This is a genomic window from Amycolatopsis sp. VC5-11 (assembly GCF_037034185.1).
In the GTDB taxonomy this organism is placed as follows: Bacteria; Actinomycetota; Actinomycetes; order Mycobacteriales; family Pseudonocardiaceae; genus Amycolatopsis; species Amycolatopsis nivea.
Window position 1 is genome coordinate 92,658 of sequence record NZ_JBAGKF010000004.1, and the last position, 18,456, is coordinate 111,113.

Genomic DNA, 18,456 nt, shown 5'->3' on the forward strand with positions numbered 1-18,456 from the left:
CCGAGAGATGACCGGTCGCAGGCGATGGTCGACCGACGAGATCCTGGACACCGCGGAAGACCTGCTGCGCACGAGCGACGCGGAGTCGTTCAGCGTGCGAAAACTCGCCGCCGCGCTCGGGACCGATCCCTCCAGCCTTTACCGGCACTTCCGCAACAAGACCGAACTGCTGCGCGCCGTCGCGGACCGGATCCTGCTGGCCGCCATGGACGGCTACCGTCCGGACGGCACTTGGAAGCAGCGCGTCACCGCACTGGCGCTGTGCCTGCGCGAGGCCTTCGGAGAGCAACCTCAACTCGCCACCGTGTGGGGCCGCTACGCGTCCGGCGGCACCGGATCCCGGTTGGTCATGGAGGAATTGCTGCAGGCCCTGCGCGCGGCCGAGGTTCCCGACGAGCAGATCCCGGTGCTGTACCACCGCCTCGTGGTCCTCATCGCCGCCCTGATCGCCGCCGAGGCTGGCGTCAGCAGCATCACCGCCGAGGAGTACGAACAGGGTCTGGAACAGTTCCGCGTCGCAGTGCTCGGCGCTGATCCCGAACGCTTCCCCGCGTTGGCGTTCTTCGCCCGCGAAGTCCGTCCCCTCGGGGCGGATCGCCGCGCGGCGTTTGAAGAAATCGTCGCCGGTCACTTGGCCCAGATTGAGGCTCAGATTCCTTGATGCGCCTGGTCCACTGCGCGCCGAGGCAACATCGCACAATGCGGTAGGACTGCCAGAGGATGTCTACCGCAGGGCGCTGAGCCACGAGATGGCGATGGCTTGCTGGGGTTAAGCGTGGTTCCGCGGTGCGCAGTTCAGAGCCCGGTTGGTCACTGTTCGTACCGGGCTACCGGGAGGGCCTCCCCGAGGCAATGGCGCGCAGTGCGGCAAGGCCTGCACTGACCAGAGGATGCCCGCTGCTGCCACGTCGTACCGCGGTCAGCAATTGCCGGGTAGGAATAGACGTGCCCAGCAAAGGAATCCGCTTAACCGCGTGCTCCGGCAATGGCACGATCCTCGGCATCAGGCACACGCCGAGGCCTTCCGCGACGAGGGCAGAAACTGCGTACCACTCCTTGACCTCATGCACGATCCGAGGCGTGAAACCGGTGGCGGCGCAGGCTGCGGTCACCAAGGGATAAGTGTCGTTGTTGTGTTTCTTGACGATCCACGGCTGATCAGCCGCCTCGGCGAGTTCGATTCCCTTGCGGCGCGCCAGGGGGTGGGTGGCGGCGACGAGCAGGTCTTGGCGGTCGGTCGTCAACGGGGTCTGTTCGAAGCGGGAATCGGTGACCGGCGGTGCTTCCGGGCCGGGCAGGACCAAGGCGATGTCGGCTTCGTCGGCGAGCAGGAGGCGGTAGCAGTCGGCGCTTTCCTCTTCGGTGATTTGCGTTTCTATCAACGGATGCGTCCGGCGCAGGCTGGCGACGGCGGGGGCGGCGAGGGTCGCCAGCGCGGAGGAGACGCCGCACAGGCGCAGTGTGCCGCGGAGTTCAGTGGCCTCCGCGGCGAGTTCCGCGCGGGCTGCTTCCCACTGCAGGCGTAGGGCGTCGGCGTGTCGGAGCACGATGTGTGCGGCGGGGGTCAGTTGCACTCGACGGCCTTGCGGTACCAGGAGTTCCACCTCCAGATCCCGGGCCAGCAAACGCAATTGCTGCGAGACGGCAGAGGGGGTCAGGTGCAGTGCGGCGGCGGTCGCGGTCACGGTTTCGTACTCGGCGAGGGTTCGCAGGACGTGCAACCGGTGGTCAATCATGTAGTCCAGACTAAACGGTTTCGTGCGGAAAGATTCGTTGGACGTGCACGCTTCCAGAGGCAAGCCTGGAGGGATGAGGAATGCGCCTGCGCTGATGGTGGGGAGCGTGCTGAGCGTCCAGTTCGGGCAGGCGTTCGGGAAGCAGCTGTCCGAGGACGTCGGTGCGTCCGGTGTGGTGGCGTTGCGGCTTGGGCTGGCTGCGGCGGCTCTGCTGGTCCTGTACCGGCCTGCGGTGCCGCGCAGTTGGGCGGAAAGGAGGGTGATCCTCGGCTTCGGCACGGCTATCGCGGGGATGAATTTGATCTATCCGGCGCTGACCATCTTGCCGTTGGGGTTGGCGAGTGCGTTGCAGTTGTTGGGGCCGATTTCCTTGGCATTGTTCACTTCGCGACGTCTCCGCGACGTGGCCTGTGCGGTCGTGGCCGGAGTCGGGGTGTGGTTGTTCTACGCTCCGCGCGAGGTCAGTTTTCCGCTCGCCGGCGTGGCTCTCGCGTTGGCTTCTGGCGCGTGCATGGCTGCCTACTTCCTGCTCAGCAAACGCGCCGGCGCAGGCAGTGCGGGAGGGGGTCCGCTTGCGCTGGCGTTGGCGTGGGCTGCTGTGCTTTCGGTGCCGTTGGGGGTGATCGACCAAGGTGCCCGGCTGGTGACGCCTCGGGTGTTGCTGGTCGGCGTCGTGGTGGCCGCGTTATCGGCGGTGGTGCCGTATTCGTTGGAGCTGGCTGCTTTGCGACGGCTGCCTGCCCGTACGGTCGGGGTGCTGGCCAGTCTTGAGCCGGCGAGTGCGGGGCTGGCTGGGGTGCTGGTTCTCGGTGAGCACTTGCGCGCGGTGCAGTGGGTGGCACTCGCCTGTGTGGGGCTCGCGAGCGCGGGGGCGGTGTTGGGGCGGAAGGACGCTACTCAGCGGGTCGGTTGACCAGTGCGGCAATGCCTTCGATCAGGCGGTCCAAGCCGAACGCGTACTCGTGGTCGAGGCTGTACGGAGCCTGGTGCGTTTGCCCGGCGGCGGCGCCGACGCGGTCCGCGACCGGGAAGCGGCGCGGTTCGTAGACCTCCGCCAGTGCGGGGGCGGTCGCGGCCCACCATTGCTGGTCGGTCATCCCGGTTTGCCGCACCACGCGGGCGGCTTCGACCTTGCGGCGCGCCAGGCCTTCCACATGGGTGGTCACCAGGGTGATCGTCGAGTCCATTTCGAGGTCCGACAGGCCGATGCCGTCGACGACCGCCAGTTCCAGGTCGTACTTCGCGATCGCGTTGGGGCCGAGCGTCGGACGGCCGGTGAAGACTTGCAGCAGCCACGGATGCCGCAGGTGCATCGCCCAGTTGACAGCGGCGACGCGGCGGAGGCCGTCGCGCCAGTCGTCGGCGTCTATTTCGGACAGCTCGGCTACCGCCTCGCCGTACACCGCGTCGACCATCGCTTCGACCAACTCCGCGCGCGACGAAACGTAGGTGTAGAGCGACATCGTCCCGACGCCCAGCGATTCGGCGACCCGGCGCATCGACAGCGTCGTCAGGTCCTGTTCGGTGTCCGCGACCTCGACCGCGGCGTCGACGATCCGGGCCGGAGTCAGTCCGTGCTTCGGGCCGCGCTTCGGCAGCTGGCGGGTGCCCCACAGCAGCGCGATCGTCGCGGCGGGGTCGCCGGGGTTGCCGTCAGTCGTCACGTGACCAGCATAGGAACTTAACTCCGTAGGCAATACGGAGTGTTGTGCTAGCCTTCTTCGTATGGCATACGGAGTAGATGGCCTGCTGGCGCGCGGGGTGCAGAAGCGGTACGGCGAACGGGCCGCGCTGGACGGGTTTGACCTGCGGGTTGAGCCGGGAACGGTGTGCGGACTGCTCGGTCCCAACGGTGCGGGCAAGACGACCGCGGTCCGGATTCTGACCACGTTGCTGCGGCCGGACGCGGGGGAGGTGCGGGTGGCCGGTTTCGACGCGGTCGCCGAGCCGGACGAGGTGCGGCGGCGGATCGGGCTGGTCGGGCAGAACGCCTCGGTCGACGAGATCCTGACCGGCAGGCAGAACCTCGAACTGTTCGGCAGGCTCGGCGGACTGCCCTCGCGGGCGGCCCGGATGCGAGCGACGGAGCTGCTGGACCGGTTCGGTCTCGCCGAAGCCGCGGGCCGGTCCGTCTCCGGCTACTCCGGCGGCATGCGGCGCAAGCTGGACCTGGCTGCCGGGCTCCTGCTGAACCCGGCGGTGCTGTTCCTCGACGAGCCGACGACCGGGCTCGACCCGGCTGCCCGCATCGACGTCTGGGCGGACGTCCGCGCGCTGGCGGGCACCGGCACCACGGTGCTGCTGACCACGCAGTACCTGGAGGAGGCCGATCAGCTCGCCGACCGGATCGCGGTCCTCGACGCCGGCCGGGTCGTCGCCGCGGGCACGCCGGACGAGCTGAAGGCGAAGGTCGGGCCGGACCGGGTCGAGACGGTCGTCCGGAAGCCGACGCTCGACGAGGTTTTCCTGCTCCTGACCGGCAATGCAACAGAGGAGGCGCGATGACTGTCCCCGCATCCGCGCGCGTGTCCTGGCCGACGCACACCGCCGTCCTGACCCGGCGGATCCTGGTGCACTGGAAGCAACGGCCGGTCTCGATCGCGGTCACGCTGCTGTTCCCGGTCCTGATCGTAGTGATGTTCGGCCAGCTTTTCGGCGGCGCGATGGACATCCGGGACGGCGCGTACATCGACTTCCTCATCCCCGGCATGCTCGCGATGACCATGCTGTTCGGGCTGGAATCCACCGTGCTCGCGGTGACTTCCGACGCCGCGAAGGGCGTCACCGAGCGGATCCGCGCGATGCCGGTCAGCGGGCTCGCCGTGCTGACCGGACGCTGTCTCGCCGACTTGATCAGCGCGGTCGCCGGGCTCGTCGTGATGATGGGAGCGGGGCTGGCGCTGGGCTGGCGGCCGCACCAGGCGTCCGTGCTGGGCGCGGTCGGGCTGTTGTTGTGGCTGCGGTTCGCCTTCGTCTGGATCGGGATCTACCTCGGACTGCTGCTGAAGACCCCGGAGTCGGCGGTTTCGGTGCAGGTGCTGGTGTGGCCGGTCGGATTCCTGTCCGGCGTTTTCGTTTCCCCGGACACCATGCCTGCCTGGCTGAGCGCGGTCGCGACCTGGAATCCGCTCACCGCAACGGCTTCCGCGGTGCGCGAGCTGGCGGGCAATCCGGCGTGGGCGGCGAATGGCTGGGCGGCGGAGCATTCCGTGCTGCTCGCGATGGCGTGGCCCGCGGTGCTGACGGCGGTCTTCCTGCCGCTCGCCACCCGGCAGTACCGGATGCTCGGGCGGTGAAAAACAGCCGGGCGGCAAGGGAAATCCCCTGCCGCCCGGCTGCACCCCGAGAGGAAAAATCAGGCGCGTGCCTTCGCGTGCGTCCGCCCGCGCAGGTCGAGTTCGATTTCCTCCAGCGACCGCCCCTTGGTTTCCGGGACGAGCCACTTCGTGAGGAAGAACAGGACCACGTTGATGCCCGCGAACAGGAACATCGAGCCGCCGAGGCCGAGTGCGCCCGGGTCGGAGATGATCGGGAACACGGCGCTGATGATGCCGGTCGCGGCCCACAGCACGACGCTGCTCACGCCCATGCCCGCGGCGCGCACCTTCAGCGGGAACACCTCGGCCATCATGACCCACACGACCGCGCCCCAGCCGAGTTCGTAGCCGACCAGGTAGAGCACCATCGCGACGAGCATCAGGATGCCCTTGGTCGCGGTGTCGTGGACTTCCAGCACGATGAACCCCGCCCCGACCAGGGTGATCACCATCAGCACGTTGCCGATCAGCAGCAGCGGCTTGCGGCCCCACCGGTCGACCACGAACACGACCCACGCGGTGAACAGGAACTTGGTCACGCCGAGCAGCACGCCGGACAGCAGGGCCGCCTGGGTCGCGAAACCGAGACCGATCAGCATCGTCGGGAAGTACGCGTTCACCGCGTTCACGCCGCTGAACTGCTGGCCGATCGCGAGCAGCAGGGCCACCACGAGCATCGGCCGGACGGTCGGCGTCAGCAGGTCGCGGAGCCGGGTCTTCGCCGATTCCGAGTCGAGCCGGATCACCTCGCGGATCGTGCCGATCTCCTCGTCGACGTTCACGCCGCCGCCGTGCGAGCTGAGCAGGACCGCCCGGGCCTGCTCCTCCTGGCCGTTCGCGACGAGCCAGCGCGGCGTTTCGGGCAGGAACACCAGGCCCGCCAGCAGGATCACCGCGGGCACGATCGCGCCGGCGAACATCAGCCGCCAGTTGCCCGAGCTGCCGAGCCCGTAGCTGACCAGGAACGCGATCAGGATGCCGAGCACGATGAAGATCTGGTTGAGCGCGCCCATCGCCCCGCGCAGCCGGGCCGGGGCGAGTTCCGACAGGTACGTCGGGACCGTCGAGGACGAAAGCCCGATGCCGACGCCGATCACCAGCCGGGAAATGATCAGCAACGCGAACGTCGGCGAAAACGTGGCCGCGAGCGTGCCGATGATGACGACGACCGCGGCCACCATGATCGTGCGGCGGCGGCCGAGCCTTTCGTTGAGCCGGGAGGAGAAACTCGCGCCGACGATCGCACCGATCGAAATGCTCGCGGTGATGACGCCTTTGTCCCAGCCGGACAGGCCCCAGAGTTTCCCGATGAACGGCAACACCCCGGAAATGACGCCGAGGTCGTAACCGAACAGGATGCCGCCGAGGGCACCGAAGAAGTACAGCGTCGTTCTGCCGATGGGCCGCCGCGCCGCGGCTGTCTGTGTCATTGCCGAGCCGTCTCTTTCCGGGATGGCCGGCCGGTCCTGGTCCGCTGCCCGCGAGGTCAGCGCCGTCCTGGCCGGACGAATGGGGGTCGAGGGGACAAGGACTGCCGGACTGGTCCAGCACTGCGGAACGGCCGGATCCGCCGTCGCGCAGCGCCTTTCCACGCTGTTCGCCTGCCCGGCTCGCTCCCGTTCGAACTTCGCCGTACACAGTCACACGCTGGTCACCGGCGGGCAAGACGCGGGCTGATAACTATTCAGTCACGTGACTAGCGTTCACATATGTGGACACGGTAAGCGGGCGTTTTCGCAGGTCAACGCGGTGGCAGGGAGATCTTGCCAAGAGTTTCCGCGAACGTCGAACTGTGGGGAACCGGCTGCCGGGGACGTCCGTCGTACCGGGCGTCCGGTCGCCGCGGTGGGGGAGATGCGCATGGGAACGGGTTTCGAGGTCGCTCCGAGGGAGGTCGTGACCGCGGCCGGACGGGCGCACCAGGCGGCGGCGACCGTGCGGACGGTCGACCTCGCGGGCGCGCTCGCCGGGGTCGGGCTGTCCGGCGGCACGAGCGTGGCGGCGGCGGATCGGCTGTCCGATACCTGGGGCCGCGTCGTTCCGAAGTGGACCGCCGACACCGAGGCGTATGCGGAGAACCTCGACCAGGCCGCGGCCGGCTACCGCGACAGCGACCAGAACGCGGCCGGCGAGATCGCGGCGGCGGGCCGATGATCACCTGGGGAGACGTCCGGCGCTGGAACCCGGCTGACCTCGCCGCGGCGGTCGACGCGCTCGGCGTCCGGGCCGCGCGGCTCACCGCGGCGAACGACGACGCCGACGCCATGACGAAGTTCGGTGCCTGGCAAGGCGACGCGGCAGACGCGGCGACCGCCAAAGGCACTGCGCTCACGGCGGAATTGCGGCAGCTGACCACCGACGTGTCGGCGGTCCGGCGCGGGGTGCACGACGCGCAGCTGGCGGTCGAGCGGATCAGCTCGGCGGTGCGCGACGTCGACGATTTCGCCTCGCGCAACGGAATGCGGATCGACGACGGCGGCGGAGTCAGCGGAGAACCCGAGCGGCAAGCCGAGGTCGCCGATCGCGTCGGCCAGATTCTCCGCGACGCCACCGCGGTCGACGCGGACCTCACCGTCGTGCTCGATCGCGCGGCGAAGGGCGAAAGCGGCGGGACGGGCGTCGTCGCGCTGGCGATGGCGCCCAGCAGCCAGCCGAAACCGAACGGCACCCCGGCGGAGAACCGGGCGTGGTGGGACAGTCTGTCCGACTCCGCGCAGTCCTCGATCCTGCGCGACAACCCGGACCTGATCCGCAACCTCGACGGCATCCCGGTGGTCGATCGCGACGCGGCGAATCGTGTTGTGCTGCAACAGGAAATCGACAAGCGCAAGGGCGACGACGCGCAACTTCGCGGCCTCACCGCGATCCGCGACCGGCTCGCGGCGACCGGTGACGGCAAACCGCCCGCCTTCCTGATCTCGCTCGACGTCAGCGGCGACGGCACCGCGGTGGTCGCGGCCGGAAACCCGGACACCGCGGCGAATGTCGCGACCTACGTGCCCGGCACCGGCAGCGAACTGGCCAAGATCGGCGGCGACCTCGGCCGGTCGGACAAGATGTGGCAGTCGGCGACGATGGCGGGCTCGCCGTCGACCTCGGTGATCACCTGGGTCGGCTACGACGCGCCGGACGAGCTCGTGAACGCCGCCAGCGAGAAATACGCCGACGGCGGCAAAGAGGCGTTGTCGAAATTCGAGGACGGACTGCGGGCATCGCACGAAGGCGCGCCGTCGCACAACACCGTGCTGGGCCACAGCTATGGCACGACGGTGATAGGCCACGCGGCTCGCGACGGCGGCCTCAATGCCGACGACCTGATCTTCGCCGGCAGCCCCGGTGTCGGCGTCGAGCACGCGAACCAACTGCACCTCGACGGCGTCCCGCAGGATCAAGTCGCCCAGCACGTGCACTCGACGGTCGCGGAACACGACCTCATCAAGATCACCAACATCGGCGTCGGCGGCCATGACCCGCTCGGTCCGAGCCCGACCGGCGACGGATTCGGCGGCCAGGTCTTCGAGTCCGCGCCGGGCGACAAGGGCCCGTGGTACGAGGGCGGCCTGTCCGGGGCCGCGCACAGCCAATACTGGGAGGACAACAACCCGTCGCTGCGCAGCTTCGGCCGGATCATCGCCGGACTGCCCGCGTGACGGCGCGCCGCACCGCGCTGGCCTGCCTCGCCGCCCTTCCTCTCGTAGCCTGCTCCCCAGGAGGTGAAGCCATGACCACCACGATCACCGAAACCGAAGCCCGCGACCGGGTCGAGGGCTATGTGCGCGCCGTGTTCGCGGTGCTGCCCGCGCCGGCCGCGCGGGAACTGTTCTCCCGCAACCGGTCCGAATGCACCGACCCGACCGACAACGGTCCGGCGGGGCGGTACGAAATCTCCGCCACCTACGAGGTGACCGGCCTCGAACCGGACACCTTCACCGCGCAGTTCGACGCCGTCGTGGATTGGTGGCAGGGGCACGGCTTCACGGTGCTGACCGACCGGCGGCCGACCGACCAGTACGTCTTCGCCCGCAACGAGCGGGACGGCTTCGACATGTCGTTGCAGGCAAACGAACTCGGGAAGCTTTACCTCGGCGCGACGTCGCCGTGCGTCTGGCCGAAGGGCACTCCCGAGGCCGCGCCCGAAGCGGTCGTAGAAGAAGAGGAAGTCGCGGAAGCTCCGGAGCCCGAGCGTCCGCGACCGCGCCGCGCGCCGGTGGACGACGAGGACTTCGGCCAGACGTCCTGGTCGGACGGAGGCGCCGCGTTCTGATCACTCGCGGGTAGAGTGGACTCGCAGGTCCAATCAGGAGGCAGGCGATGACGCTCACGCGCAAGGGCGAGGCCACGCGACAGCGGATCGTGGAGGGCGCGGCCGAGGTGATCCGCGAGCGCGGCGTGCTCGCGACGACGCTCGACGACGTCCGCGCGCAGACCAGGACCAGCAAAAGCCAGCTGTTCCACTACTTCCCGGACGGCAAGGAACAACTGCTGCTGGCGGTCGCGCGCTGGGAGGCGGACCGGGTGCTGGAGGTGCAGCAGCCGTCGCTCGGCGCGCTGCGCACCTGGGACGACTTCCGGACCTGGCAGCAGGTGGTGCTCGGGCACTACACCGAGCAGGGCAGGCATTGCCCGCTGAACGTGGTGATGTCGCAGATCGGCCGCAACACGCCGGGCGCGCAGGCGGTGGTGACGCAGCTGATAGAGCGCTGGCTGTGCGAGCTGACCGCGGGGATCGAGAACCTGCGGGCGGCGGGGGAGACGCGGCCAGGGCTGGATCCGAAGCGGGCCGCGTCGGCGCTGCTGGCCGGGGTGCAAGGCGGGGTGCTGATGCTGCTGACCACGGGGGAGCCGCAACACCTCGAAGCCGCGCTCGAAGTCGGTATCGCCGGGTTGCGCGCCGCTTAGCCGAAGTACGTGAAGGGCTCCTTGCGGGAATCGGATTCCGGCAAGGAGCCCTTCACGGACAGCTGGGGTGGTTCAGGCGTTCTTGATCGCGGAGATCTCGAACTCGAGGGTGATCTTGTCCGAGACCAGCACGCCGCCGGTCTCGAGCGCGGCGTTGAAGGTGACGCCGTAGTCGCTGCGGTTGATCGAGGTCGAGCCCTCGAAGCCGACGCGGTCGTTGCCGAACGGGTCCTTCGCCGAGCCGCCGAACTCGAACGGGATGGTGACCTGCTTGGTGACGTCCTTGACGGTCAGGTCGCCGGTCACGTCGAAGGTGTCCTCGCCGGTCTGCGCGATCCCGGTGGAGGTGAAGGTGATGGTCGGGAACTGGTCGCAGGACAGGAAGTCGTTGTTGCGCAGGTGACCGTCGCGGTCGGCGTTGCGGGTGTCGACGCTCTTCGTCTGGATGGTGACGTTCGCGCTCGAGTTGGCCGGGTTCTCGCCGTCCAGGGTGAACGAGCCCTCGAACTCGTTGAAGGAGCCGCGGACCTTGGTGACCATGGCGTGGCGGGCGACGAAGCCGATCCGGCTGTGCGAGCCGTCGATCGTGTAGGTGCCGGTCAGGTGGGAGTAGGTGGTCGCGCTGGTCATGAGTTCCGTTCCTTCGGGTCCTTGGTTGAGTGTTCAACTAGCACTGTAGCCCACAATAACTGATTGCGCGAGCAAGTGTCGGATATACTCCTCGTCTGTGGTGAACAGAACCCCGCTGACCAGCGAAGAAGAGGCAGTGTGGCGTCCGTTGATGCGGGTCGTCACAGTGCTGCCGAGGGCTCTCGAGGACCAGTTCGCGCACGACACCGGCGTCTCGCTGACGGATTACACCGTGCTCGTGTCGCTCTCGGAAGCGCCCGAAGGCAGGCTGCGGCTCACCGATCTGGCGGAGTCCGCGGCGCTGTCGCTGAGCCGGATCAGCCGGGTCGTCGAGGCCATGGTGCGCCGCGGCCTGGTCCAGAAGGTGAAATGCCCGCAGGACCGCCGGGCCGCGCACGCGACGCTCACCGAACTGGGGCGGGCGAAGCTCGCCGCCGCGTACCCCGGGCATCTTGAGCGCGTGCGCTCGTACCTGTTCGACCACCTCTCGCCCGAGGAGGTCCGCGCCGCGGGCCCGATCCTCGCCCGGCTGGCCGCCGCGCTGGAGCCGCCGGACTGTCCCGCCTGCCCGGACGATCAGACCTGACTCCGCGACGAAAGGGTTCCGATGCCCGACCAGGGTGAGTTCAAGCGCGACACGAACTACATCTCCGACCGCATCACCGCCGACGGCCGCGACGGCTGGCCGGTGGAGCCGGGCCGCTACCGCCTGGTGATCGCGCGCGCGTGCCCGTGGGCGAACCGCGCGTCGATCGTGCGCAGGCTGCTCGGCCTCGAAGAGGTGCTGTCGATGGGCCTGTGCGGTCCGACGCACGACGAGCGCAGCTGGACTTTCGACCTCGACCCCGGCGGCCGCGACCCGGTGCTCGGCATCGAACGGCTGCAGGAGGCGTTTTTCGCGCGGTATCCGGACTATCCGCGCGGGATCACCGTTCCGTCCATTGTGGATGTCCCAAGTGGACGGGTGGTGACGAACGACTTCAAGCAGATCACCGTCGATCTGTCGCTGGAATGGGGCGCCTACCATCGCGACGGCGCGCCCGAGCTGTATCCGGAACGGCTGCGCGACGAGATCGAGGACGTCGCGGAGAAGGTCTTCCGGGATGTGAACAACGGCGTGTACAAAGCGGGTTTCGCCACTTCGCAGGAGGCGTACGAAGAGGCGTACCGCGCGTTGTTCTCCCGGCTGGACTGGCTGTCCGAGCGGCTGTCCGGCCAGCGATACCTGGTGGGCGACACGATCACCGAGGCGGACGTGCGGCTGTTCACGACGCTGGTCCGCTTCGACGCGGTGTACCACGGGCATTTCAAGTGCAACCGGCAGAAGCTCGCGGAGATGCCGGTGCTGTGGGCGTACGCGCGGGATCTGTTCCAGACGCCCGGTTTCGGGGACACGATCGATTTCGGGCAGATCAAGGAGCATTACTACGTGGTGCACCGGAACGTGAACCCGACCGGGATCGTGCCGCTGGGGCCGGACCTGTCGGGATGGCTGACGCCGCACGGGCGGGAGGAGCTGGGCGGGCGTCCGTTCGGCGACGGGACGCCGCCCGGGCCGCCGCCGGCGGGGGAGCGGGTGCCTGAACTGGGGTCGTGAGATCCGCGAGTCAGTCCGCGTTTTGCCGACTCCGGTAGGCCGCGACGCTGGCCCGGTGCGCGCAATTCCGGGTGCAGTACTGCTTCGAGCCGTTGCGCGACAGGTCGACGAAAGTAGCTCGGCAGTTCAGTCCTGCGCAGACGCCGAGGCGCGACGGACCGTGGGTGGCGATCACGGACGCCAGTGCGCTGAGCGTGGCCGCCGCTAGATGTGCTGAGCAGCGGTCGGTGTCGGAAGTCGCCTCGGTCCACCAGCGGTCGTCCTCATGCCGCAGTTCCGGGGTGGCTCGGCTGTCCCGTAGCCCGGCATTGATCAGGGCCGCGGCTTCGACCGCGTCGGTGCTCGCTCGTTCCAGCACGGCGCGCACGGTCTCGCGCAATTCGCGGACTTCTGCCAGGTCAGCGCGGGTGAGACGGCGTGAAGGCGCGGCCGCGGGATGGCCGGCGAGAAAGTCCCGCAGCTGCTCCACGGTCTCGAGCGCGTCCTCTCCCTTGACCGGCCGCAAAGTGTTGGCGAGGTCGACGGCCGTCTGCACGTGATACGCATCCAGCATTTGACGTGTCTCCTCGTGTCTTCGTACTGTGACACCCATGGGTGCGTTCGCGTGTCACAGGATACCTGCGGCGGAAGCTACGAGCGCGGACGGGCGGCGGCTGGGGCTGACGCTGGGGATGCTGGTGCTGCCGATGTACGTGGCGCTGGGCGCGCCGTCGGTGGCGCTGCCTGCCATCGGCCGCGCGCTCGCGGTGCCGTTCGGGGCCACGGCCTGGATTCTCGCCGCGTGGTCGCTGACCTCCGCGCTCGCGATGCCGGTCGCGGGCCGGTTGATGGCCCGGTGGAGTCCGCTGCGGGTGCTCGTCGCCGGAGTCGTGGTGCTCGCCGCGGGTTCGGTGCTCGCCGGGGTGGGTCCGACGCTGCCGGTGGTGATCGCCGGTCGGCTGATCGGCGGCGCGGGGGCGGGTGCGACCGTGATCGCCGTCTTCGCCGCGGCCACTGCTCTTCCTGAGCGGGAACGGATTCGCGCGCTGGGAATCATCGCGGCAGCCAGCGCGACGGCGTCGGCGTGCGGAACCCTGCTGGGCGGGGCAGTCACTGCATGGCTGGGGTGGCGTGCCGTGCTCGCGCTCCCGGCCCTCGCGCTGCCCTTGCTGCTGGTTGTGGTGGCGCGCAGGTACACGTTCACGCGGACCGACGGCGGTAAGCCGGACGGGCGGCTCGACGTTGTCGGCGCGGCCGTGCTCTCGGTGCTCGCTGGCTCCTTGATCGCGTTGCTGCAAGCGCGTTCGGTCGGCCTGCCCGCTCCGGTCACTGTCATCGTGGCTGTCGCCGGTGTGCTCGCCGCAGCGGGACTGTGGCGGCGCGTGCGGCGCATGCCCGACGGGTTCGTGCCTCGCCGGGTGATCGCAGCACACGGCTTCCTGCCAGCCGGTCTCATCGGCGGGACGGTCTTCGCCGGTTACTACGGGGTGCTGTTCGTCGCCCCGTCCCTGATCGAACAGGCCACCGGCGGCGGTGCCCTTGAAGCAGGCGCGATCTTGGTCCCGGCCGCCGCCTGCTCGGTGCTGGCCGGGCGACTGGTCGGTGCCGTGCACGACCGGTTCACCAGTTGGCAGGTGGCGACCGGACTCGCGGGACTCACTGTCGTCGGGGTCCTCGTGGTCGCGGTCTTCGACGGGCCGGTCGCGGTGGTCATCGGCGCGGCGCTGACCGTGTGCGGGTTCGCCGGTTCCCAGGCGGTACTTGTCGGCCTCGCGCCGGAACTGGTCGCCGCGGATGATCGCGACACCGCACAGGGCCTGTTCAACTTCATGACCGCTTTGGGCGGCGGAATCGGTCCGGCCGTGGTCGCGGGTCTGTCCGGCCTCGTGCCGATGCCGGCGGCCCTCGCGCTGCTCGCGGCCCTCCCGCTGGCCGGAGTCGTTCTCAGCCTGTACCGGAAAGGAGCCCGCCGTGGCCGCCGAGCCATTCAAGGTCAGCGTCAGTGAAGCCGAGATCGCGGATCTGCGTCAACGATTGCGCCGGACGCGATGGCCCGAGCCCGAGCCGGTGGACGACTGGTCGCAGGGGTTGCCGCTGGCTTATGCGCAGGAACTGTGCCGCAGTTGGGCGGAGGACTACGACTTCGGGTTCGCCGAGCGGCTGAACGCTTTCCCGCAGTACCGCGAGACGATCGACGGGCTGGGCATCCACTTCCTGCACGTCCGCTCGCCGGAGCCGGACGCGTTCCCGCTCGTGCTCACCCACGGATGGCCGGGTTCGGTGCTGGAGTTCCTGGATGTCCTCGGCCCGCTGACTGATCCGCGCGCACACGGCGGGGATCCGGCGGACGCGTTCCACGTGGTCGCGCCGTCGTTGCCCGGGTACGGCTGGAGTGACAAGCCGTCGAGGACCGGTTGGGGCGTCACCCGAATCGCGCGCGCCTGGGACACGTTGATGGTCTCGCTGGGCTACGAACGGTACGGCGCGCAGGGCGGCGACTGGGGTTCAGCAGTGTCCGGCGCGCTGGGCGAGGTGGCACCTGAGCGGGTTGCAGGCGTCCACCTGAACCTGGGGTCCGTGGCGGCGGGCACGTTCGATGACCCGACACCCGCGGAGCTGGCGAATCTTGAGGCAGAGAAGGAATTCCAGCGCACTGGCCGCGGGTACTCGGCGCTCCAGGCGACCCGGCCGCAGACCCTCGGCTACGGCCTCACCGACTCCCCGGCGGGTCAAGCCGCCTGGATCGCCGAGAAGTTCTGGGCCTGGACGGACAACGACGGCCACCCCGAGGACGCGTTGTCGCGGCAGAAGATCCTCGACGAAATCTCGGTTTACTGGTTCACCGCGTCGGCCACGTCGTCGGCGCGGCTGTACTGGGAGAGCTTCGCCCACTTCCGGGACAAGGTCACCGCGCCGTCCGGACTGTCGGTCTATCCGCGCGACATAACGCGTCCGTCGCGGCGCGAGGCCGAACTGCGGTTCACCGACCTGCGCTGGTTCGAGGAACTGCCGCGTGGCGGTCACTTCGCCGCGCTGGAGCAGCCGGAATCGCTGGTCGAGCAGGTGCGGGGGTTCTTCCGTCTCTTCCGCTGACCGTCCGTTATTCGCGCCCGGGCAGCGGAAGGTCGTGTGCTTTGCGGAAGTCGTTCAGCGCGGCCCATGCGAGGTGCGGATCCAGCGCGAGACGGCGTCGAGCGACGGCCAGTTCGTGCAGGCTCGGCGTGAGGCGGGACTGGGTGAGCGCGTCGGTGAACACGTCCATAACGGTGGCGCAGAAGAGGACGAACGCGCTGCTGTGCAACCGCAATCGGTTGACCGCGTCGGCGAGGTCCGGGGTCGCGCCTTCGTGCAATTCGGCGGCGAGTTCGGCGAGTTCCACCGCTTCGCGGGTGTCGGGGATGCGGAGGAGTTTCGGCCACAGTTCGGTCAGCTCCGGCGTCTGCGCGAGCCCTCGAGCTTGTCCGGTGAAACCGCTCGCTTTGGCGGTCAGGTCGGCGCGGACCAGGATGCCGGTGACCGTCGACAGCGACGGTTCGTAGTGCTCGATCGTCACGTCCACCATGTCGATCGTGGTGCGGCGCAGGTCGCGGGGAAGGCCGCCGGAGAGGCAGTGGCCGAGGTAGCAGAACTGCTCCGGGACGCCGGGCAGCCGTTGCGCGATCCACAGCCTGCTTTCGTCCAGCGTGAACGATTCCAGGCGCACCACCTCGGAAAACGCGCTGTCGAACGCGTCGCGCACGGCCAGTCCGCGTTGCTCGAAGCTGAGCACCGCGTCGTCGGACACCGCCACGAAGTACAGGCAGCCGGGCACGCCGAAGATGCCCTTGATGTCGTTCACCAACTGCTGGGCCTTGTCCTGCTCGCCGATCTTGTCGAGTTCGTCGATGGCGACCACGACCCGGTCGGTGATTCCCTCCTCGCGCAAGGAGTCGGCGGTCAGCTGGGCGAACGCGCGGAACTCGTCGACGACCTCCGGATGCGTCAACTGCTGTTCGGCCCGTTGCGTGGTGCGGGTGCGGCCCAGCTCGCCGCCGGCCGGGACGGCGAGCTTGCCGGACCAGCCGGTGGTGTAGGTCAGGAGGTACTGGATCCGGAGCAGCTGCCGCCGTGCTTCGGCTTCGAGGGCGCGCGGTCCGGCGGACGATTTCCGGCGCAGGAAGAGGATTACCGCGGCGATCGCGGTCGCGAGAAGTTTCCACAGCCAGCGGAGCACGAGGACCGCGACCACGGCCAGGGCGATTCGGTTGCTCACTGGCTGGTTAGTCCACAGTGGACCGAGCAGATTCGGGAACCGCACTGTGCTGACGGTCTGCCACAGGTCGGCGGGGAACCGGGTGAATTTTCCGTTCCACAGCAGACCGCCGATCGCCCAGCCGAGCGCGGCCGAGAGGACGAGGTCGGCCGATCCGCGCCAGAGCCGGCGGGCCCACCACCGCAAGCCGAGTTCCGGACCCAGCGTCTGCCGGATCCGGGCGAGGACAGCGTGGCACAGCAGTTTGTGCAGGTGCAGCACGAAATCGCGGGCGTCGTAGGTGGCCGGGGCGGAGGCGACCACGACCAGTGGCGCGGGGTTTTCGCTGCCGTGCAGCAGCCCTCGCTGCATGGAACGGATTGCGGTGGTTTTGCCGGACCCGCGTTGTCCGCCGAGCGCGACCGCGCCGGAACCCGCGCGTTCGAGGACGCGCCGGATCCGTTTCGCCGCGGCGGTCGGCACGATCCGGCTGCTGTCCTCCTCGCCGAGGTCGTGCTGCTGGTCGAAAACCAGCGTCGTGCCGAAATGCAGCCGCCGGTGCGCGGAAATGACGTCGCGGACCTCGGGCAGCACGATCTCGCGCGCGGCGAACGAACGCCGCGGCCCGAGACCGAGTTGCTCCTCGTGGAACTGCATGGCGTCCGGACTCATCCACTCGCGCAACGCGGTGACTTTGCGGACCGCGAGCACGCCGGTGGCGAACAGGACGCACGGCATCATGACGCCGGCGAAAACCCGGAAGAACAGGGGAAGCTGACTCCACGCTGCGCTCATCAAGCTGAGGTAGACGAGCCCGAGCAGCACCGCGACGACCAGCCAGACCACCTCGCCCGGAGACACCGCCCGGTTTCGCGGCCGGAACCCGCGGTCGCCTTCGGCCATGACCTGGTCCTGCAGCGTGCGGATCTTGGCGAGCAGTGTCTCGTTGCGGAACAGTTCCTCGCGGACGACTTCGGTGCGCAGTGATTCGCGGGCGAGCAGGCGGGTGACTTCGTGGGAGCTGAGCGTTTCGTCGATGAGGGAGGCGAGTGCGGCTTGGGCGGTCCAGGAGTCGAAGTCTTCGAGGTCTTCTTCCTCGAGGAGATGGGGGTCGGTCCGCTCGCCGGTCACCGGCGGATGATGCCATATGCGGTGCTTCGGGCAGGGTGGTTTCGGTGACTGTTAGCGCTAAGCGAGCAGCCGCAGTGCGTCTCGGGAGGCGGCGTCGCGCGGGGTGTAGGCCTCGAGCCGGTGGTCGGGGCTGTCGGGTTGGAGCCAGACCTGGTAGTCGACGTCCACGTGGCCCAGCGTCGGGTGGCGCAGGTTCATCGGTCCGCTCGTGCAGTCCGCGACGTCGCCGGTTGCCCACAGTTCGGCGAATTCCGGGCTGCCCATCGCGAGTTCGCCGATCAGCTCCGCGAGCCGGGCGTCGGTCGGGTGCCGGCCGGAGGTCAGGCGCAGGTAGCCGATGTGGATGCGGGCGAGGTCGGACCAGTTGCGGTAGAGGTCGCGGTGCAGCGGGTCGAGGAAGAACATCCGCGGGATCGACGGCCGGGTTTCGGGGGAGTCCGGCGCGGTGTAGTCGACGTGTTCGGCCAGCAGCAGGTGGCCGGTGCGGTTCCAGCCCAGTACGTCGCCGCGGCGGCCGAGGATGATTGCCGGGACGCTGTCGCTCAGTGCGTGCAACAGGGTCGCGACCCGCGGGTCCAGCGTTTCCGGCGCGGGGCGCACCAGGCGGGAGATGCCGGGGCGTTGCGCGAGGTTGTGCAGGTGGCTCGATTCGGCGTCGTCGAGGCCGAGCACCCGTGCCAGCGCGTCGAGCACTTGCGGCGACGCGGTGCCGGACTGGTCCTGCTCCAATCGCGTGTAGTAGCCGACGCTGACGCCCGCCAGTTGGGCGAGTTCCTCCCGGCGCAGTCCGGGCACCCGGCGGAGCGTGCCGTACGTCCGCAGCCCGGCGGCCTCCGGCGGCACGCGGTCGCGGCGGGTTTTGAGGAACACGCCGAGGGTTTCGGTCTGCATGACCTCGATGGTAGGCAGCCGCGCGCGTCGCTGCCTGCACCTGCG

At 69.0% G+C, this 18,456-nt stretch carries 19 protein-coding genes; 12 read left to right on the top strand and 7 right to left on the bottom strand.

The genetic code is table 11. The annotated features are described in order from the left end of the window. The first annotated feature begins 7 nt into the window (after positions 1-7). Positions 8-661, top strand: a complete 654-nt coding sequence (locus WA670_RS15255; protein WP_336158068.1) for a TetR/AcrR family transcriptional regulator — start codon at positions 8-10, stop codon at positions 659-661. Between the two features lie 166 nt (positions 662-827). On the opposite strand, the gene WA670_RS15260 is transcribed toward WA670_RS15255, so the two are convergent. Next, positions 828-1,736, bottom strand: a complete 909-nt coding sequence (locus tag WA670_RS15260; protein WP_336158069.1) for a LysR family transcriptional regulator — start codon at positions 1,734-1,736, stop codon at positions 828-830. A 73-nt stretch (positions 1,737-1,809) separates the two neighbouring features. Here WA670_RS15260 and WA670_RS15265 point away from each other — a divergent pair, with 73 nt between their 5' ends. Beyond that, entirely contained in the window at positions 1,810-2,649 is an 840-nt protein-coding gene (locus WA670_RS15265) for an EamA family transporter (RefSeq protein ID WP_336158070.1), read from the top strand. Here WA670_RS15265 and WA670_RS15270 read toward each other — a convergent pair. Beyond that, positions 2,630-3,400, bottom strand: a complete 771-nt coding sequence (locus WA670_RS15270; protein ID WP_238608110.1) for a TetR/AcrR family transcriptional regulator — start codon at positions 3,398-3,400, stop codon at positions 2,630-2,632. The genes WA670_RS15265 and WA670_RS15270 overlap by 20 nt on opposite strands. A 61-nt stretch (positions 3,401-3,461) precedes the next feature. On the opposite strand from WA670_RS15270, the gene WA670_RS15275 reads away from it, so the two are divergent. Beyond that, positions 3,462-4,241: an ATP-binding cassette domain-containing protein gene (locus tag WA670_RS15275; RefSeq protein WP_238608109.1), complete on the top strand. Its 780-nt coding sequence runs from the start codon at positions 3,462-3,464 to the stop codon at positions 4,239-4,241. Further along, positions 4,238-5,032, top strand: coding sequence for an ABC transporter permease (locus WA670_RS15280; RefSeq protein ID WP_238608108.1), 795 nt, complete (start codon positions 4,238-4,240; stop codon positions 5,030-5,032). The genes WA670_RS15275 and WA670_RS15280 overlap by 4 nt, the downstream gene beginning before the upstream one ends. Before the next feature lie 59 nt (positions 5,033-5,091). Here WA670_RS15280 and WA670_RS15285 read toward each other — a convergent pair whose 3' ends face one another. Further along, positions 5,092-6,483 carry a sugar porter family MFS transporter gene (locus tag WA670_RS15285; protein WP_238608107.1) on the bottom strand — a complete coding sequence of 464 codons (1,392 nt, stop codon included), beginning with the start codon at positions 6,481-6,483 and terminating at the stop codon, positions 5,092-5,094. Between the two features lie 430 nt (positions 6,484-6,913). On the opposite strand from WA670_RS15285, the gene WA670_RS15290 reads away from it, so the two are divergent. From WA670_RS15290 to WA670_RS15305, 4 genes are all read left to right on the top strand, one after another. Then, positions 6,914-7,207: a hypothetical protein gene (locus WA670_RS15290; protein WP_238608106.1), complete on the top strand. Its 294-nt coding sequence runs from the start codon at positions 6,914-6,916 to the stop codon at positions 7,205-7,207. After that, complete coding sequence (locus WA670_RS15295; protein WP_336158071.1) at positions 7,204-8,703, top strand: alpha/beta hydrolase; 1,500 nt, start codon at positions 7,204-7,206, stop codon at positions 8,701-8,703. Before WA670_RS15290 ends, WA670_RS15295 begins: the two co-directional genes overlap by 4 nt. A gap of 71 nt (positions 8,704-8,774) precedes the next feature. After that, the gene (locus WA670_RS15300; protein WP_037818378.1) at positions 8,775-9,317 is read left to right on the top strand and encodes a hypothetical protein; all 543 of its coding nucleotides are present in this window, start codon (positions 8,775-8,777) and stop codon (positions 9,315-9,317) included. A 47-nt stretch (positions 9,318-9,364) separates the two neighbouring features. After that, positions 9,365-9,952 carry a TetR/AcrR family transcriptional regulator gene (locus WA670_RS15305; protein ID WP_336158072.1) on the top strand — a complete coding sequence of 196 codons (588 nt, stop codon included), beginning with the start codon at positions 9,365-9,367 and terminating at the stop codon, positions 9,950-9,952. A 72-nt stretch (positions 9,953-10,024) separates the two neighbouring features. Here WA670_RS15305 and WA670_RS15310 read toward each other — a convergent pair whose 3' ends face one another. Then, on the bottom strand, positions 10,025-10,582 hold the full coding sequence (locus tag WA670_RS15310; protein ID WP_037818380.1) for a YceI family protein: 558 nt from the start codon (positions 10,580-10,582) through the stop codon (positions 10,025-10,027). 97 nt (positions 10,583-10,679) lie between these two features. On the opposite strand from WA670_RS15310, the gene WA670_RS15315 reads away from it, so the two are divergent. Both WA670_RS15315 and WA670_RS15320 read left to right on the top strand, forming a co-directional pair. Further along, positions 10,680-11,168: a MarR family winged helix-turn-helix transcriptional regulator gene (locus WA670_RS15315; RefSeq protein WP_134663340.1), complete on the top strand. Its 489-nt coding sequence runs from the start codon at positions 10,680-10,682 to the stop codon at positions 11,166-11,168. A 21-nt stretch (positions 11,169-11,189) separates the two neighbouring features. Beyond that, positions 11,190-12,179, top strand: a complete 990-nt coding sequence (locus WA670_RS15320) for a glutathione S-transferase family protein (RefSeq protein WP_134736053.1) — start codon at positions 11,190-11,192, stop codon at positions 12,177-12,179. 10 nt (positions 12,180-12,189) lie between these two features. Here the strand turns inward: WA670_RS15320 and WA670_RS15325 are convergent, their stop codons facing one another. Then, positions 12,190-12,732 carry a CGNR zinc finger domain-containing protein gene (locus tag WA670_RS15325; RefSeq protein WP_336158073.1) on the bottom strand — a complete coding sequence of 181 codons (543 nt, stop codon included), beginning with the start codon at positions 12,730-12,732 and terminating at the stop codon, positions 12,190-12,192. A gap of 37 nt (positions 12,733-12,769) precedes the next feature. On the opposite strand from WA670_RS15325, the gene WA670_RS15330 reads away from it, so the two are divergent. Both WA670_RS15330 and WA670_RS15335 read left to right on the top strand, forming a co-directional pair. Continuing rightward, positions 12,770-14,164, top strand: a complete 1,395-nt coding sequence (locus WA670_RS15330; RefSeq protein WP_238608102.1) for an MFS transporter — start codon at positions 12,770-12,772, stop codon at positions 14,162-14,164. Then, the gene (locus WA670_RS15335) at positions 14,130-15,251 is read left to right on the top strand and encodes an epoxide hydrolase family protein (protein WP_037818385.1); all 1,122 of its coding nucleotides are present in this window, start codon (positions 14,130-14,132) and stop codon (positions 15,249-15,251) included. Before WA670_RS15330 ends, WA670_RS15335 begins: the two co-directional genes overlap by 35 nt. A 7-nt stretch (positions 15,252-15,258) precedes the next feature. Here WA670_RS15335 and WA670_RS15340 read toward each other — a convergent pair whose 3' ends face one another. Both WA670_RS15340 and WA670_RS15345 read right to left on the bottom strand, forming a co-directional pair. Beyond that, positions 15,259-17,520: a hypothetical protein gene (locus WA670_RS15340; protein ID WP_275294200.1), complete on the bottom strand. Its 2,262-nt coding sequence runs from the start codon at positions 17,518-17,520 to the stop codon at positions 15,259-15,261. 57 nt (positions 17,521-17,577) lie between these two features. Beyond that, entirely contained in the window at positions 17,578-18,411 is an 834-nt protein-coding gene (locus tag WA670_RS15345; protein ID WP_336158074.1) for a helix-turn-helix transcriptional regulator, read from the bottom strand. Positions 18,412-18,456 lie beyond the last annotated feature (45 nt).